Source organism: Streptomyces sp. WI03-4A, from assembly GCF_033792105.1.
Classification (GTDB): domain Bacteria; phylum Actinomycetota; class Actinomycetes; order Streptomycetales; family Streptomycetaceae; genus Streptomyces; species Streptomyces collinus_A.
Genome location: NZ_JARAUO010000008.1, coordinates 199,406 through 215,926 on the forward strand (window position 1 = coordinate 199,406; position 16,521 = coordinate 215,926).

14 protein-coding genes and 4 pseudogenes are annotated in these 16,521 nt (G+C 70.7%); 8 read left to right on the plus strand and 10 right to left on the minus strand.

Translation table 11 applies throughout. From position 1 onward, the window contains the following. Window positions 1-645: 645 nt before the first annotated feature. Entirely contained in the window at window positions 646-846 is a 201-nt protein-coding gene (locus PV343_RS12190; protein ID WP_319146870.1) for a hypothetical protein, read from the plus strand. Between the two features lie 448 nt (window positions 847-1,294). On the opposite strand, the gene PV343_RS12195 is transcribed toward PV343_RS12190, so the two are convergent. From PV343_RS12195 to PV343_RS12215, 5 genes and pseudogenes are all read right to left on the minus strand, one after another. Next, window positions 1,295-2,401 (minus strand): HEPN domain-containing protein, encoded by a 1,107-nt coding sequence (locus PV343_RS12195; protein ID WP_319146871.1) that lies wholly within the window; start codon window positions 2,399-2,401, stop codon window positions 1,295-1,297. Window positions 2,402-3,162: 761 nt separating this feature from the next. Continuing rightward, a complete protein-coding gene (locus tag PV343_RS12205; protein ID WP_319146907.1) occupies window positions 3,163-3,684 on the minus strand; it encodes a serine hydrolase in 522 nt (173 codons plus the stop codon). Beyond that, window positions 3,662-4,084, minus strand: coding sequence for a serine hydrolase (locus PV343_RS12210; RefSeq protein WP_319146874.1), 423 nt, complete (start codon window positions 4,082-4,084; stop codon window positions 3,662-3,664). The genes PV343_RS12205 and PV343_RS12210 overlap by 23 nt, the downstream gene beginning before the upstream one ends. A 137-nt stretch (window positions 4,085-4,221) precedes the next feature. Further along, a pseudogene (locus tag PV343_RS40405) lies at window positions 4,222-4,670 on the minus strand (ATP-binding protein). A gap of 7 nt (window positions 4,671-4,677) precedes the next feature. Further along, the gene (locus tag PV343_RS12215; protein WP_319146908.1) at window positions 4,678-4,926 is read right to left on the minus strand and encodes an ATP-binding protein; all 249 of its coding nucleotides are present in this window, start codon (window positions 4,924-4,926) and stop codon (window positions 4,678-4,680) included. Between the two features lie 281 nt (window positions 4,927-5,207). On the opposite strand from PV343_RS12215, the gene PV343_RS12220 reads away from it, so the two are divergent. From PV343_RS12220 to PV343_RS12240, 5 genes and pseudogenes are all read left to right on the plus strand, one after another. After that, window positions 5,208-6,026, plus strand: coding sequence for a hypothetical protein (locus PV343_RS12220; RefSeq protein ID WP_319146875.1), 819 nt, complete (start codon window positions 5,208-5,210; stop codon window positions 6,024-6,026). A 51-nt stretch (window positions 6,027-6,077) separates the two neighbouring features. Then, window positions 6,078-6,194: pseudogene (locus PV343_RS12225) on the plus strand (transposase); the annotation flags it as partial. A gap of 167 nt (window positions 6,195-6,361) precedes the next feature. Further along, window positions 6,362-6,604, plus strand: a pseudogene (locus tag PV343_RS12230) (hypothetical protein); the annotation flags it as partial. A gap of 57 nt (window positions 6,605-6,661) precedes the next feature. Then, complete coding sequence (locus PV343_RS12235; RefSeq protein ID WP_319146876.1) at window positions 6,662-6,901, plus strand: DUF2283 domain-containing protein; 240 nt, start codon at window positions 6,662-6,664, stop codon at window positions 6,899-6,901. A 72-nt stretch (window positions 6,902-6,973) separates the two neighbouring features. Next, the gene (locus PV343_RS12240; protein WP_319146877.1) at window positions 6,974-8,101 is read left to right on the plus strand and encodes a GNAT family N-acetyltransferase; all 1,128 of its coding nucleotides are present in this window, start codon (window positions 6,974-6,976) and stop codon (window positions 8,099-8,101) included. Between the two features lie 376 nt (window positions 8,102-8,477). On the opposite strand, the pseudogene PV343_RS12245 reads toward PV343_RS12240, so the two are convergent. The 3 genes and pseudogenes from PV343_RS12245 to PV343_RS12255 form a co-directional block, all read right to left on the minus strand. Then, window positions 8,478-8,671 (minus strand): annotated as a pseudogene (locus tag PV343_RS12245) (transposase); the annotation flags it as partial. Window positions 8,672-9,143: 472 nt separating this feature from the next. After that, window positions 9,144-10,253: an o-succinylbenzoate synthase gene (gene menC, locus PV343_RS12250; protein ID WP_319146878.1), complete on the minus strand. Its 1,110-nt coding sequence runs from the start codon at window positions 10,251-10,253 to the stop codon at window positions 9,144-9,146. Further along, window positions 10,250-11,005 carry a chorismate synthase gene (locus PV343_RS12255; RefSeq protein ID WP_319146879.1) on the minus strand — a complete coding sequence of 252 codons (756 nt, stop codon included), beginning with the start codon at window positions 11,003-11,005 and terminating at the stop codon, window positions 10,250-10,252. Before PV343_RS12255 ends, menC begins: the two co-directional genes overlap by 4 nt. A 103-nt stretch (window positions 11,006-11,108) precedes the next feature. On the opposite strand from PV343_RS12255, the gene PV343_RS12260 reads away from it, so the two are divergent. Then, window positions 11,109-12,662, plus strand: coding sequence for a helix-turn-helix domain-containing protein (locus tag PV343_RS12260; RefSeq protein ID WP_319146880.1), 1,554 nt, complete (start codon window positions 11,109-11,111; stop codon window positions 12,660-12,662). Here the strand turns inward: PV343_RS12260 and dapE are convergent. Both dapE and PV343_RS12270 read right to left on the minus strand, forming a co-directional pair. Continuing rightward, window positions 12,643-13,701 (minus strand): succinyl-diaminopimelate desuccinylase, encoded by a 1,059-nt coding sequence (gene dapE / locus PV343_RS12265; protein ID WP_093479670.1) that lies wholly within the window; start codon window positions 13,699-13,701, stop codon window positions 12,643-12,645. The genes PV343_RS12260 and dapE overlap by 20 nt on opposite strands. Next, a complete protein-coding gene (locus tag PV343_RS12270) occupies window positions 13,698-15,149 on the minus strand; it encodes an amino acid permease (protein WP_093479669.1) in 1,452 nt (483 codons plus the stop codon). The genes dapE and PV343_RS12270 overlap by 4 nt, the downstream gene beginning before the upstream one ends. A gap of 491 nt (window positions 15,150-15,640) precedes the next feature. Between PV343_RS12270 and PV343_RS12275 the strand changes: the two genes are divergently transcribed. Further along, window positions 15,641-16,465: a hypothetical protein gene (locus PV343_RS12275; protein ID WP_319146881.1), complete on the plus strand. Its 825-nt coding sequence runs from the start codon at window positions 15,641-15,643 to the stop codon at window positions 16,463-16,465. Window positions 16,466-16,521: the final 56 nt, after the last annotated feature.

Here is a 16,521-nt window from a genome sequence, read left to right on the forward strand (position 1 = left end):
CCAAGCTCATCGCCATCGGTCTGGTAACCGTCGGATGCACCCTGATGAGCCGACGCCGTGGCCGGCCCGCGGCAAGCAAGAAGACGAACGAGCAGGAACACATTTGAAGCCTCGCCGGTGACGGCCGCGAGGGGGTGCTCGGCGGAACAGGGGGCTCCCGGGCGTAGTGGCTGGCACTGTGCATGCCAGCTCTCGCTTTCGCGGGCCGACCGCCGCGACACCCGCACCAGTGGGTGTCATACCGTCAAGTGCGTGCGGTGCAGCGGCCGTGGCGGCACGTGGCGCACCGGCCGCGCAACCGGGGCTGGGCCCGAGCGGTACGGCCTGCTCCGCCCAGGCGAACGTCCCCCCGGCCCATCGCCCGACCCGACGACCTCACGTATCGGCGGATGCGGGCGCTCATGGACGCTCGGCATGCGGGCGACCCGGCCGAATCGCTCCGGTTCCGCGACGGCCGGGGAGGCTCCCCGCCGCGTCATGCCGAGCCCTGTCGCCGGGTCGCTCACGGCCGGCTGCGTGTCGATCAGGTGCCGCAGGTCGCCGAAGCCCTGTGAGGCGAAGGGGGCTTCCCGGATCGCCCGGCCGTTCGCGTGGTCGCCGTACGTTTTCGGCGAACCGATTGCGTCGAGTCTCGTTGCTCAAGCCATGAAGAAGATGATCGCGACCGCGGTTCTCGCCGCGGCGGCCGGCATGACACTGTCCGTTTCCCCCGTGCAGGCGCAGGCGCTGGCGGACCACGCAGCAGCCCGCGGCACCGGCACGGATCCGAACCCCTTGGGGAACCTCCTGCAGACAGGCCCTGTTTCTCTCCCCGAGACCCTTCTCCACCTGCTGCCGACGGAATGATCAGGGAGGCGGCGCTGCCCGGGGCGCGTACCTGAAGGGCTTCCCGCCCCACCCCGGGCGGGGCGGGAAGCGGGCTCCGCTCGACCGAGGCCGGCACCTGGGCCTCCCGCTCCCTTTGTGCGCCGAGGACCAGGGCGGTCGGTCGCGAACCCCGGGAAGACCGTCGCATCGAGATCCACCATGACGAGGCCAATCCCGCGAGCGGCGCCATCGCCCGCCGCTTGGGCTTCACCGAGATCGATCGCTTGCGGCTTCCGGATGGGGCGGAGGCACCCGACGGCCACGCTCCAACTGCGTTACGACCGCTTCGACAGCCCGCTCCCGGACCGCGTCGAGCTCTTCCGGGCCGTTCGACGGCGTATCCACAAGGTGACGGGCCAGACCGAGCTGCCGCCAATGCCGGGGCGCAGCGGCGTCGGACAGTACCTCCACGCCCGCCGCGGGCAGCTCACGGGCGTTCTCCGATGAGCTGTTCGAGAGCGAACTGGAACGACCTGTTCTCCAGCGCCCGCAGGCCGGCGTCCGCACAACCAAGCTCCTGCAGCAGACGGACCCGCATCACCCCCAGGAGTACCTGGCCGTGCCAGTGACGCTCCTCCGCCGAGAGGACATGCTGAGGAGTTGCGCTGCCATGGGAGACCTTGTTGCAGGTCTGCGTCAGGTTCTGAACGAAGTCAGGTGCCCAGTCTGCTATCTCTTCACCCAGGGCTCCGGTAGCAGACACGACGTCTCGGAGCTTCTCCCGCATCGGTTTGGCATTGCGCGTCTGGATGACGCTTCGCGCCCGCTGGGTAGTAGCGGCATCCAACGAGGGCTGCTCCAACGCCGCGACGACCTGTTCGACGCGCTTATTTTGGTCGGCCCTCGGGAGTTGAGCGGTCCCAAACTTGCCTTTGCGCGCGTGGTGGTACGCCTCCGCGCTCTGCACGAGCGCTTGGAATTGGTGCTCGGCATAGGTGAACGGTGCGAGCAGTGCCACGAGTACCCCCCACAGTTCCTCTCGCAAGTCGATCCATCTGGGCAGCAACTCGGCCAGCGGGATCGGACTCGTGGCGGCCCTGAGCAACGTGGGCGCGTTGAAATGGCTGATGGGCTCAGTCGATCCTGCGGCTACCGGCGTGGTGACGAGGAAGGCGTCGCATAAGGCCTCGCATCCGTCGGGCCGCAACATCAGTCCATGCATGCCGATGGACCGTCCGACCGACAGGACCAGGAGGTCTTGGAACGGCCGGAGGTAGGTCTCCAGCAGTTCCCTCCACTCCTGAGCCGACTCCGGCTCAGCAGAGAAGTCACACCAACGATCAAGGTGGACGCTGCTGCGGCCCACCCCGCCTATCGCGCCACTGCGAAGCGTCAGATGCGCACCGCCCCACGTGGTCGTCATCAACTCCGTCTGCGATCCACGCACCGAGATGGTGTCCGTGGACGGGTTGACCAGGGCAGGCGCGCCAGCCCAGTCCGCCAGGTGGTCGAACTCCGCCCGGATGCCCGTGAAAGCCGCGTCTTGAGCGTGCACCTCGCCGAGGGTCAAGCCAGCAGCAGAAAACAAGGTCACGAAGGGTCCATCCCGCAGCTCACCATGAGCGACCGGGTTCACCTCCCACTGCGTGAACACTCACACCGCGCCTGCAGCCCGAGGGAGGACCGGGCGCAATCCGCCGCCGTACAGCCTCAACTCAAGCCCGCTGGCGTCGTAGGTGAGCGTTCCTGGCAGCCTCGAATCAGGGATATCGGGCAACCACCACATGCCCGAGGTCGGCCAACGCGGCGCGCTTGTCGGGGGTGAGCTTGGCCCGCCTGCTCTTGATGTTGGACAGGAATACCCCGAGCTTCACCTCCGTCCCGTCCTCCAGGTGTTCTACGTGGGCCTGGGGGACCTTCACAGAGCCCTCGCGTGATTTAACCGGGTCATATAGGGACCAGGTCTTCGGTGGCGATGGGCGCCGGGGTTGGGCTGTTCGTGGTGTGGATGTACTTGACGGTGCTCCGTGGTTTTCGGTGGGAACGGGCGCCACTTCGGCGAGTTCGGGAGCCACTGATCGGGTGATCTGAAGGTCGGGCGGAGAGTCCCGGAGGTTGCCACTGCGGGAGTGTCGATAGCTTGTGGGTGCGGGCCCTGGGGCTGTCTCCCTGACAAGATGCGGCCAGGCGCTCGCACCTGGTTAGACGCCGTTTCACTGGCGAGGCGGCACTCAGCTCCCCGTTGCAGCATCCGGCCCCGGTGAGGTGGGGGCCGCGACGCCGAGTCGCGGTGACGTTCCCCACCGAACGCTCCCCGTCTCCGGGCGCCCCGAGCGCCGCCCCGCGCTCTTCACCTCACCGGGAGCGGGACGTCCCGTCCGCGCGCAGGTGGTCCAGGGCCATCCGGGCTGCAGTGCCGAGGACGTCCTCGCGGGTGGGTGCCCCGGGTGTCAGCGACCGGGTGAGGACGGCGATCGCGTACCGCCGCCCGTCGGGGAAGGTGACCACGCCGACGTCGTTGCTGACGCCGCCCGGCACGGTGCCCGACTTGGACGTGACCAGCACTTCTGGCCCGAAGCCGGTGGCGATCTTCCGGGTGAGCCGCTGCTGTCCCATCATCCGGCGCAGGTTAGAGCAGGCCTCGGCGGGGCCGGCCTCGTTGCGCCAGACCGCGCGGACCAGGGCGGCCATGTCGTCGGCGGTCGCGCTGCTGATCCGTCCCGGTCGCATCCCCGGTGATGTCAGCACCCGCTGCCACATCGCCTCGCCCTCCTCCGGTGGTGTGGCGTCCCGGACCGCGTCGGCCATCGCGTCCCAGTCGGCGAACCCAGCGTCGCGGGCCGCGGTGTCGAACTCATGCTGGATCGTGCCCGGCAGGTGGAAGCCGGTGAAGCCGAGCCCGGCGAGGCGCGTGTTGACCCGTTTCGATGCCGACCCGGCGGATCAGCACGTCGGTCGCGGTGTTGTCGCTGATGGACAACATCAGCCGGGCGACATCCCGCAGCGAGATCTCCACCGGGTCCTCGGTGATGCAGAGCCCCTGGCCGCCCACCGACGCTTCGGCCGGCGAGACCACCACTCGCTCGGTGGGGTCCAGTTCTCCCTCCGCCGCCTGGCAGAAGAACTCAAGGCCGATGGTGATCTTGAATGTGGAGGCTGCCACCGCGAGCTCTCCACCCGCCACTGATAGTCGCCCCGGTCCGTCGACCTCCAGCGCGCTCAGGCTTCCCCAGCAGTCGCCGGCCGCGAACACCTCGTCAATCGTCTCTTCGATCATCGGCTCACCGTGGCATCCGGCGACCGCGCCGGGCAGAGGTGTTCACCGTGAGCGTGTCCGCTGCCGGCGTCATGGACCGCCGATGGTCCACGCTCGGCTCGCTTCGGCGGGAGGCGCACTTCAGGGCTGTCGGGACGTCACTTCGTTGCTGGGAAGAGGGATTCCTGGGTGGTCTGGAAGCGGTAGGACTCGGTGCCGGTCGGATGAGGGTGCAGCGGAAGGTGATCCGGTCGGCGATGGCCGCAGAGGCGGGCGTCCCCGAAGGTCTTGTCCCACTCGGTGAACGGGGAGTTCGTGGCGACCGCGGTCGCCTTGCACTCCTCGCGTTCGGTGAAGATCTGAAACAGAAGCTTGCACCTTTGCGATCGAGGGCCAGATACCCGAACTCGTCCAGGCACAGAAGATCGATCTTGCTGTAGCGGGCGATCACCGAGGACAGCCGCCGACTGGCGTCGGCCTCGGCGAGCTCGTTCACCAGCGCCGAGGTGGTGGTGTAGCGAACCGACAGGCCGGCCTCCGCGATTGCGGTGCCGATCCCGATCAGCAGGTGGGACTTGCCGGTGCCGGAGTCCCCAATCAGCCCCAGGGCGGCCCTAGCGGACCCCCACGGGAGACTTCAGGTCGGCGACGACCTCTGGGGTGACATTCGGGTTCTTGGCGAAGTCGAAGTCCTCCAACCGCTTGGGGCGCGGGAAGCGGGCCAACCGCAGGAGCCTCTGCTGGCGGCGCACATCGCGGTCGACAAGCTCGACCTGCAAAAGGTCGAGGAGGCGCGGGGAGCAGCGCCCGGCCTGCTGGACGGACCATCCCCCCGGGCGCGGGGACCCGTTGCGACGACGCATGGACACGCCGGTCGCTGCTGCTCCCCGCGCCCGACTGCCCCCTTATGGGCCCCGGCCGCTCTGGAGCGGGTCGGGGCGGCGACGCGGCCCACTTCTTCACCCCGCTCGGTGAAGGGCGCGAGCGCTGATGTCCTTCGGCTGACGTCCCCGGTCACCGGCGGTGGCCGGATCGGCGGCCTTTCGGCGCCAGGGCACGGCCGGGTACGCCTGAAGTCATGTGGTGGTCCCGCCCGGACTCCCGTCGATCGCCATGGAGGCACGCTTTGATGGCCCCAGTCGGCATGACCAGCTTTGAGGACGTCTACGTCCTCCCCGACCCCCGCGGGTACTTCGCCGCCCTCGAGCCGTACGCGTACCAAACCCCCGGTCACGCCCAGCCGGTCTTCCGCGCGCTCGCCGCCGAACTCGAGCCGGGGCGGCGCACCGTCCTCGACGTGTGCTGCTCCTACGGAATCAACGCCGCCCTCCTCAACCACGACGTCACTTTCGACGAACTCTTCGCGCACTACACCTCGGTCGAGGTCGCCGAACTCACCACCGCCCAGCTCGCCGACATCGACCGTGCCTTCTACGCGGCCCGCCGCCGTCGCGATGCCGTGCGGGCCATCGGCATCGACGTGTCACGGCCGGCCCTGGACTACGCGGTGGCCGTCGGGCTGCTCGACGAGGGGCACAGCGTGGACCTGGAACACACCGAACCGACACAGCGGCTGCGCGGCTCACTCGCCGGGACGGGCCTGATCACCGTCACCGGCGGCACGAGCTTTCTGACCGAACGCACCTTTGCCCGGCTGTTCACCGCCATCGGCCACCCCGTGCCGGTGGCGGCCTTCGTCCTGCGTACCCACGACTACGGGGCGATCTCCGCCTGCCTGCAGTCGTACGGCCTCACCGTGGAGCGGGCCGCCGACACCCAGCGGCAGCGGCGCTTCACCGACCCCCGGGAGCAGCAGCAGGCGGTGGCCACCGTCACCACCTTCGGCGAGGACCCTGCCGGAAAGGAGTCGGCGGGCTACTTCCACACCCGACTGCACCTGGCCCGCTTAAACCCACTCCGGGGCCAGGGAGGACCGGGCCGTTCGCTCCGGACGGAGCGGTGACGGGGCCCAGCTAGGCCGCGTCCTTCAGATCATCAGATCGTTGGTTGATGGGTGTCGTTGACTGACGCCCGGTGGGCACGCATCGAGCCGCTGCTGCCGGACCGAACGCCGAAGCGGGGAGGCCGGTGGCGTGATCACCGGCAGGTGATCGATGCGATCGCGTTCAAGGGCGGCTTCTCGCTCGATCACGCGTGCAGCATCCCGTACGGGCACGATTTCGACCAACGAATTCCCACGGCACAGAGCCATGCGCTCTGCGCCAGTACACCCGAGGCGCTGAACCTGCTCCACCTCGAGCTGGTAGACCCACGCCCTCCTCGATACAGGGAGCTTGGGAAGCTGCGGGGACGGTCTGGGTGCCTTACCGGGGCCGCTGAAGCACGCTCCTCCCGACCGGGAAGCGAGCGGTGAGCTCCTCCCACGCCAGGATCCGAGGCGTCGGAGAGCAGGCCGACGCCACCCTGAAAAGTTGGCGGCTGCTGCGCAAACTCCGTTGCAGCACCGCACGCATCACCGACATCGTCAAAGCCGTCCTGGCCTGCCTGGCACCTTGGCACGGCAGCCTGAGGTCGCTGTGACCGGAGGCATGGACCAGGACGCCGCCACCATCGACGACAGCAAGGAGGCCGCTCACCGTGGCAGACGTCAGAGTCACCTACGACAAGACCGCGAACGCAGCGTACAAATACCTCAGCGAACCGCAGGCCCGCGTGAAGTCCGCGCACATGTATCCCTGCGACCCAGTGAGTGTCGACGGCATGATCAACCTCGACTTCGACGAGCAGGGCCGCCTCATCGGCATCGAGGTGTTGGCGGCCAGTTCAAAACTGCCCAAGTACCTGCTTCAGTCCGCGGAGCGACTGGACACTGAATAGGTCTCGCTTGCTCCGCGCCGAACAACACGGCGCCACGCGATGCCGTGCGACCAGGAAGGCCGAGGAACAATCGTGTCGGACCATGAGCCAGCCGTCCGCTACACCGAAGTCGCGGACCAGGATGTGCGCAGTCTGCGGACGCGTTACTGCCGGTTGCGCACCGACGCAGGCGCACCGGTCGCCGAACTCGAGGCGGTCTCCTTCCGCGTCCGCTTCGGCGGGGTAGCCGTCGCCGCGGAGGGCATCGGCGGCGTGGAGACCGAGCCCGAATTCCGGCGGCGTGGACACATGAGCCGGCTCCTGCGCCAGGCACTGGCCGGCATGGCGCAGCGGGTGGACGTCGCGTTCGTGTCCGACGGTGTCGAGGGAGTGTACGAGAAGTTCGGTTTTGTCGGCGCTGTGGCAGAAGGGGCTCTGGTCGTTCCGGTGCGCAACGTGGATCGCGCGTCCGGGGACGATCCGGGAGCTGCCGTCCCGGGCGTCCGTAACGGCTTGGCGGCGGATCTGCCGGCCATGGTCCGTCTGTACAACACCGCTCACGCCCAGCGGCCCTGGACGCACGAGCGGCACGTCGGCTGGAACCGGCTCGTTCCCCAGTCAACCTGGAAGCCCGGGTCGCAGACCCTGGTTCTGCACAACCACGGCGCCCTCACGGGCTATGCAGTGCTGCAGGGCCGGGCCTTCGGTGATCCCTTGGGGTCGGTGGTCGCGGACGAGCTGGTGGCCGAAGACGCGTCCGCGGCCGCCCTGCTGCTCGCGGCCCTCGCTCGGCTGTGCTGGGAGAGGCGCTTGAGCGAGTTCACGGTCCGGGAGCCGGCCGACAGCCTGGTGGGTCGCGTGGCACGCCATATGGGCTGCACCGAGCAACGCAGGTTCTGGTCGAGCGGCGGGATGATGGCGGCCGTTCTGAACCGGTCGGAGCTGGTGCGCAAGCTCGAGCCCGAGCTACGCCGCCGGGCCGCTGGACAGTGGCCGGACCAGGGTTACGACACCGCGCTCGCCGCACTGCGGCGCGGCGATCTGATTCCCGATGGCACGGCGCTCGTCCGGCTGCTTCTGGGCCACTGGTCGTCCGATGACGCGGATGCGGCGGGCGTGGCGATGCCCGACCGGTACCGCGACCTTTGCGCGGCTTGGTTTCCCGGCGGCGGCAGTCCGTCCCTGCCGACGCCGTACGCCCATCGCCTGGACCGCTACTAGCGTGTATCGAATGTGCAGGTCGCTGAACGGAAACGTGCGGCCCCCCGGCAGCATGGTGGAGGACTCCGCGCTGGGCGCTCCCCGGGCTCAGGCAATGCCGTCGGTGCTTGGGGCTCTGCCCGGCGCTCGCGATCCACCGGCCTACTGGCCGCCGGCCAGCAACTGCCCGCAGGCCCTGATCCCCGGGCACGCGGGCTTTGCAGCCGATGCCACCTGCACCACCTTCTCGGTGCCCACCTATGTTTTCGAACCGGCCGACAGCAGCACCGTTGCCGGCAAGCGGACCTTGCACAAGTACATGGAACGGGGCCCGAGAGCACGGACACCGACCTGCTGGACACGCAGTACACGGCCACTTTGCCCGCGACGGGCAAGGCTCGGTCCACCCGGTGAACCACCGGAAGGCCGTCACGCCCGACAGGCCGAAGCCCGGCGGCAGTTGACTCCAGGTGCGCCAGAGGTGGCCAAGGTGATGGCGGCCGGCACCTCGCGGTCCCCTCGCCGACGGTGCCCTCCACCCTGCGGGCGAACCGGCGCCGGCAACACCAACTGCCGGAACAACGCCCACAGGCCTTCCGGCGACGTCCGTGAACTCCCGGCTCCCGGCCCCGGGGTGCACTTGCCGCGGTGGTCCGACGGCCGGGGCCCACCCCGACAGGCCCGGTGATGGAGGGTGCCGGCAGACATGAGCGATGTCGTGGATACGCGCGCCCCGCGCAGAAAGGTCCCAGTCGATGAACCCGGCTGGTCGGAGCACGGCATGGCTGACAGGCGGTGTTCCGGGGCGACGGATCCTTGTGACACACGAACTCCTGGTCTCCGGCCGTCGGGTCGTGGAACTCACGCACGAGCCGGGCGAGTGCCATCGGGCTCTCGCCGGACGTCATGGCAGGGGGACGGCGTGACTCCCATGCCACATGGCCATCCAGGTGACTGAGGACGGCGATCACGGCCGCGACGGGCACGGCGCAGACGGCGACGGCCTGGGAACTGTGAGACGCGAGAGCACGGGATCGATCTGACGGGCCGCCTGGGCATCGCCTCATGCCGAGTACAGAGGCCGCCGCTCCCTGGTGAACCGGCGCAGGGCCCCGGGCAGCGGCTCCACGCCTATGCCGGGGGTGTCGGGGACCGGAAGATGGCCGCCGTCGAGGACGAACGGCTCGGTGATGTCCTCGGCGAAGTAGCGAGAGGAGGCGGAGGTGTCGCCGGGGAGGGTGAATCCGGGCAGGGCGGCCAGGGCGAGGTTGGGGGCGCGGCCGATGCCCGTCTCCAGCATGCCGCCGCACCACATCGGCACCCCGTGCGCCTGCGCCACGTCGTGGACGCGGCGGGCCTCCAGGTAGCCGCCGACCCGGGCCGGCTTGACGTTGACCACCCGGCAGGCGTCCATGGCGATCGCGGCGGCGGTGTCCCGTGCGTGGTGCAGGGACTCGTCCAGGCAGACCGGGGTGCGCAGCCGCTTCTGCAGCTGGGCGTGGGCGTGCAGGTTGTTCTCCTCCAGCGGCTCCTCGATCAGCAGCAGCCCGTACTCGTCGAGCCGCCGCAAATGCTCCACGTCCGCGAGGGTGTAGGCCGTGTTCGCGTCGACCTGCAGGGGCAGCGCGCCGCCGAAGCGCTCGCGGACCGCGCGGACGGGCCCGACGTCCCAGCCCGGCTCGATCTTCAGCTTGATGCGGACGTAGCCCTCGGCGAGGTAGCGCTCGACGTCGTCCAGCAGCTCGGCAACGGAGTTCTTGATGCCGACGGAGACTCCGGCGGGCACTCGGTCCCGTACGGCGCCCAAGTAGGTGGCGAGCGGCATGCCGTAGGCCCGCAGCTCGGCGTCGAGTACCGCCGTCTCCAGGGCCGCCTTCGCCAGCTCGTGCCCCTTGACCTTCGCCAGCGCCGGGGCCAGTGCGGCCGTGGTGAGGTGCGGCAGGGCGGCCGCCCGGGGGAGCAGGAAGTCGCGCAGCACGATCTCGGCTCCGGCGACGAACTCCGAGCAGTACAGCGGCTCCGGGTCGGCGGCGAACTCCGACCAGCCCTCCGCCTCGTCGGTGACGACGTGCAGCAGGAAGGTGTCCTTCGTGGTCATCGTGCCGAAGGAGGTGCGGAAGGGGGTCACGAGCGGGATCGCGACGTGCACGATGTCGACGCGTTCGAGCTTCACGCCGCGGCCTCCTCGTGCGAGAGCGTGTACCAGCCGTCGCGGGACATCCCGGTGGCCCGGAATCCCTCCTGGAAGGCATCGAGGAACACCTCGCGCACGGCGTACCGCCAGCGCAGCGCCAGGGCGGGCTCCGCGGCGCGCAGCTTGACGACGTCGTCGGGGACGCGGCACCACAGGTGCCGGCCGTCCGGGTCCCGGCGGGCGAGCGGGCCGCCGTCCGGAGCCATGCGGACGGCGGGCCCGTGGCTGTCGACGCCGGAAGGCTCGCTCGGCGCGGTCAGGTCCCAGGTCACCGTCAGCCGGTCGCTCTCGTCGCCGTCGTTCACGCCGTCAGCCATGGGGCCGTAGAAGTCGACCAGGTATTCCGTGCCGACGGCACCCAGCTTGACCAGGTTGAAGCGGGCGTTGCGGCCGACCAGCGGGTCGAACGTCCAGCGCATGGTGCGGGCGCCGAGCCCGGCCGCCCAGTCCCGCTGGGCCTGTTTCACCTGTCGTCCGAGCCCCCGGTCGGCGGCGGCGACCAGCGAGTACGTGCTGCGCTCGGGACCGAGCACGGCCACGGACGCCCCGGCGAGACGCGGGCCGTCGTAGACCGCGTGTACGGCACCCCCGGCATGCACCAGGCTGTGCAGAACCTCGGCCGGATAGGGCGGGGCGGTGCGGGGGGTCTGCCAGACGTCGCTGAAGTAGTCGGACACGGCCGCGAACCCGGTGACGTTGTGGACGGTACGGATGGTGACTCCTGCTGTCATGGCACGAGTGTCGCCAGGCGACGCACCCCCCGTGTTGTGGGAGCGGCCAACGGATGCGTACTGTCGTTTCACCATCAGCCAATCACCTCTCCAAGGACCCGTCATGGACGCCTGCACCCTCGGCGATCTTCTGGACGTCGTCGGCGGCCCCACCCTGCGCCTGCACACCGCCCCGGCCGGTTGCGGAGCGCCGGTCACCGAGGTCCTGCTCTACGACGGTCACACCCCGCTCCCTCGGCTGCCCGGAGCGCTGCTGTTGGCGGTCGGGACACGGGCGGCGGACGCGGGCCCGTTGCTGCGGGCGGCCGCGCAGGCGGAGCTGACCGGCGTGGTGGTGCGGGGGGCCGACGGCCCGGTCGCGGAGGCCGAGGCCCACGGCGTGGCGCTGCTGTCGGTCGCCGAGGACGCCGGCTGGCACCATGTCCACCTGCTGCTGGCCTCCGCCATCGCCGCCCGGCCCGCCGCGGCCACCGCCGACCTGGGGCTCGGCGACCTGTTCGCGCTGGCCGACGCCATCGCGGCGGCCACCGGCGGCGCCATCGCCGTCGAGGACCCACGCCAGCGGATCCTCGCCTACTCGACCGTCTCCGGCCAGCCGGTGGACGAGGACCGCCGGCAGGGCATCCTCGGCCGCCAGGTGCCGGCCAGCGCGGACAACACCGAGCAGTACCGACGCCTGTTCGCCGCCGACCGGCCGCTGCGGCTGCCCGCGCTGACCGGCTCGGACCTGCCCCGGCTGGCGATGCCGGTACGGGCCGGCGGGGAGACGCTGGGCTCGGTGTGGGTGGTCGACGGCGGCTCGCTCGCGCCGGACGCGGAGGACACCCTCGCCCAGGGCGCCACCACGGCCGCGCTGCTCCTGCTGCGGGCGCGTGCCGCCCGGGAGCTGGCCCGGCACCGGGGCAGCGACCTGCTGCGCCGCCTGCTGGACGGCACGGCACCGGACCCGGCGACCGCCGCCGCCCGCCTGGGCGTCGACGGCCCGGCCCGGGCGGCCGCGTTCGTCCTGGACTCCGCCGCGAGCGTCCCGGACGCCGAGCGTACCGCGCTGCGTCTGCTGGACGTCGTGCGCCTGCAGTGCGAGGCCCGCTACGGACGGCACGCGTGCGTGCTGCTCGACGGGGTGGTGTACGCCGTACTGCCCGGTCCCGGCGAGCGGCACAGGAAGCTGGCCGAGGACATCGTGGCTCGGGCCGGACAGGCGTTGCGCGTGCCGGTGCGGGCGGCGCTGGGCGAGGTCGTGCCGGGCGCGGCCGGGCTGCCCGGCTCGCGGGCGGACGCCGACCTGGTGCTGCGAGTGCTGGACGCCCGGCTGCCGGTGGCCACCGTGGACGAGGTCCGGCCCCGGGTCACGCTGCTGCGTCTGGCCGAAGTGATGGGCGAACACCGGGAGTTGAATGCGGGGGCGTGGCGGCGGGTGCTGGCGTACGACGCCGAGCACGGCACGGAGTACGCCCGCACGCTGGTCTGCTGGTTCGACGCCGGTGGTGACATGGCGGGCGCGGCGCGACTCCTCGCCGTGCACCCCAACACCTGCCGCTACCGCCTCCGGCAGCTGCAGCAGCACGCCGGGGTCGACCTGGACGACCCCGACGAACGACTGCTGCTGTGGCTTCAGTTGAGGGCGCTCGCGGGGCTCAGCTCAGCCACGCCCTGAGCCTGCTCTCGCACCGCTCGAGATGCTCGACGGGGACGTGCTCCCCGGCCGTGTGGGCGAGCGACGGGTCCCCGGGGCCGTAGTTGAGTGCGGGCACGCCGAGCGCGGCGAAGCGGGCCACGTCCGTCCACCCGAGCTTGGCCCTCGGCTCGGCGCCCAGCGCGCGGGCCAGCCCGCCGATCCGGTCCAGGTGGGGCGGGGCCCCCGCGACGACCTCGGTGACGCGGACCTCGTACTCCGGGAACAGCCCGCGCACGTACGCCTCCGCCTCCTCGGCCGAACGGCTTGGTGCGAAGCGGCAGTTGACGGTGACGACGCACTCGTCGGGCACGACGTTCCCGGCGACCCCGGCCCGCACGGCGACCGCGCTCAGCCCCTCCCGGTACTCCAACCCGTCCATCACCACCCGCTCGGGCGTGTGGTCGTCCAACCGCTGCAGCACCCGGGCTGCCTTGTGCGCGGCGTTCACCCCCTGCCAGGCGCGGGCGGTGTGCGCGCGGGCGCCCTCGACCACGATGTCGGCGGTCAGGGTGCCCTGGCAGCCGGCCTCGACGCCGGCGTCGGACGGTTCCATGAGGATCGCGAGGCCGGCGTCGGCGAGCAGGGCCGGGCGCTCGGCGCCGATGCGGGCGAGCCCGTTCCTGTCGCCCTCGACCTCCTCGCACTCGTAGAAGACGTACGTGACGTCGCGGACCGGCTCCAGGATCCCGGCGGCCAGCCGCAACGCCACGGCGACCCCGCCCTTCATGTCGCAGGCGCCGAGCCCGTGCACGCTGCCGTCGGCGAGCCGGGACGGCAGGTTCCCGGCGGCCGGGACGGTGTCCAAATGCCCGGCGATCAGTGCCCGTTCGGGGCGGCCGAGACCGGTGCGGGCGACGACGGAGTTGCCGACCCGCCCCACAGTGAGGTGGGGCAGCGCCCGCAGGGCCGCCTCCACGGCGTCCGCCAGTTCCGCCTCCCGGCCGCTCTCGGACGGCAGGTCGATCAGGGCGCGGGTGAGGGTGACCACGCCGGCGGTGAGGTCCAGGGAGTGGGTCATGCGAGGTCCTGCTGCCGGTCGAGCCTGGAGTGCCGGATGCCGTAGAGGCCGTAGATCACGAGCCCGGCCGCCATCCACGCCCCGAACGCCACCCAGGTGTCGGTGCCGAGGCTGCCCAGCATGTAGACGCAGAAGCCGACCCCGATGAGCGGGGTGAACGGGGAGAACGGCACCCGGAAGGAGCGCGGGGCATCGGGGCTGCGCCGACGCAGCAGCACGACGGCCAGGTTGACCAGCATGAACGCGAAGAGTGTGCCGATGCTGGTGGCGTCCGCGAGGCTGCCGAGCGGGACGAGGGCGGCGAGGACGGCGATGAACGAAGAGACGATCACGGTGTTGGCGCGGGGCACACCGGTGCGCGGGTGGACGCGGGAGAACAGCGGGGGCACGAGGCCGTCCCGGGACATGGCGAACAGGATGCGGATCTGCCCGTACTGCACGGTCAGCACCACGCTGGTGGTGGCGACCACGGCCCCGATGGACAGCAGGATCGGCCACAGGTTCCCACCGCCGACGGACCGCACCAGTACCTCGCTCAGCGTCGCCTCCGTCCCCGCGAACTGCTTCCAGGGCATCGCGCCGAGCGCGGCGACTGCGACGAGCACGTACAGGGCGGTGACGAGGACGAGGGACAGGATGATGGCGCGGGGCAGGTCCCGCTGCGGGTTTCGGGCCTCCTCGCCGGCGGTGGAGGCCGCGTCGAAGCCGATGTAGGAGAAGAAGAGGGAGGCCGCTCCGGCACTCATCCCGGCGGCGCCGAGAGGAAAGAGGGGATGGAAGTTCCCGGCCCGGAAGGCGGTGAACGCGACCGCGCAGAACAGCACGAGCGCGGCGATCTTGACGGCGACCATGACGGTGTTGGCGACGGCACTCTCCCTCGCGCCGCGCAGCAGCACCACCATCGCGAGGACGACGATGAGGGCGGCCGGGATGTTGAGCACGCCGCCCGTGCCGGGCGGGGCGCTCAGCGAGTCGGGAAGGGTCACGCCGAACACGAGACTCAGCAACTCGTTGACGTACTGCCCCCAGCCCACGGCGACGGCGGCCACCGACACCCCGTACTCCAGGATCAGACACCACCCGCACACCCAGGCGACCAGCTCCCCGAGGGTGGCGTAGGCGTAGCTGTAGGACGATCCAGAGCCGGGGATCATGCCTGCCAGCTCGGCGTACGACAGCGCCGAGAACAGGGCGGTGACACCGGCGAGGACGAAGGAGACGACGATGGCGGGCCCCGCCTCGGGCACGGCCTGCCCGAGCACCACGAAGATGCCGGTGCCGAGGGTCGCCCCCACGCTGAGCAGGGTCAGCTGGGCGACGCCCATGGTCCGCTTCAGGGGGCTCGCCGCCGCTTCTCCGACCAGCGTTCCCATGGCCTGCCGCCGGGTGAGCCGGCCGGTACGTGTTCTCTCCTGTCCGGCCGATGGCCGGGTCCCCACACTTCCCATCACACCGCTCCTCCGCCTCCGGGTTTTGTCTGGCCCTTGATGATGCGGAGGGGCGAAGACCCACGGTTGTATGGATCGGCCAAAGGTGCGGCGAGCACATTGGGCAGAGGGCCAAAACAGCCCATCCGCCGAGCCCGGCGGCCAGCGGATGGGCTGGCAAACGGCAGCGGCGCAAAGGGCCGGCGCCGAAGAGCCCGGAGTGGTTGATCGGGGCCAGCGAGCTCGCCTCTCGGTCGGGCCCTTCGGGGCCCACGCTGAGCTGGACCGCCGCGAGAAGCGCCTCGCGCGGTTGCAGTGCCGACTCGAGACCGGTGTACCGCCGTGGCAGCCCGCACGGCCCCGGAGGGGGTATGGCGGAGAGGACAGGCATTTAGCGCAGAGGGCTCAACGCTCAGCCGAACGACCCGACATCACCCAATCAAGTTCAGTAGCGGTCCTCAAAAGGCCAAATCCCCTCGGCGCGTGCCGGACAGAGGCGATACCGTGCCGCCGTGTGCATCTCAACAGCCGAGGCCGCGTTCTCCGGCACGATCGTGTACTGCGGGCGGCAGCACCACCCCGAGCACGGCCTCATCCACGTCCTGGGCTACCAGAACACCGTCGCCAACTTGGCGAACGGCCCGAACGCCATGCTGCTGCACCTGCCCACCAGGCAGCTCAGCCCCCGGCACTTCCTCTCCGCCGGACGCACCGGAGACGTCCTGCACCGCATGGTCACCGCCGTCGAATCCGCCGCCGCAGCAACTGACGGTATCGCGTGGATGGGCGCGGAACCCCAGCCCGTCCAGGTCTTCGACCATGACGTCTACACGGTGCTCCTCGCCGCCGACCCCACCGCGGTCACCGGCGCGCTGCGGCAGGTGTCGCCGCACCGGCGCCCCGACCTCGACCCGGACCTCCTGCGCTTCTACGCCGACCACTTCCCCGACCACACCATCGCCGTGTGCTGCTTCGACAACGCCGACGCGCAACGTGCCAAGCCCTTGCTGCTGTGGTACTCGCCCCTCGACCCTGACCGACTGACCGTGCCGGCCCTGGACAGCCACACCGGAGCGCCGCCGGACCTCGACGCCGCCGCGCCCGTCGACCACTGGGTCCTGCTCTCCACCGACCAGGCCCCCTCCGACTGGGGTGCACCCGTCGTGTACCCCGGGGACATGCGCCACCGCCTGCGCGCTTTCCTCCCCACCACCGTCGTGGGCCGGCACTTCGGACGCGGGCAGACCTTGCCCAACGGAGACTTCACCATCAGCCACCGCGACCTGCTCAGCGGCGACCTCGACCGCATCGAACGCCTGCAACCGACCCCCCGCTGAAAGAGCAGGACAGGGAGGAGGTCGCATGTCAACCGAACCCGACATCACCCAATCAA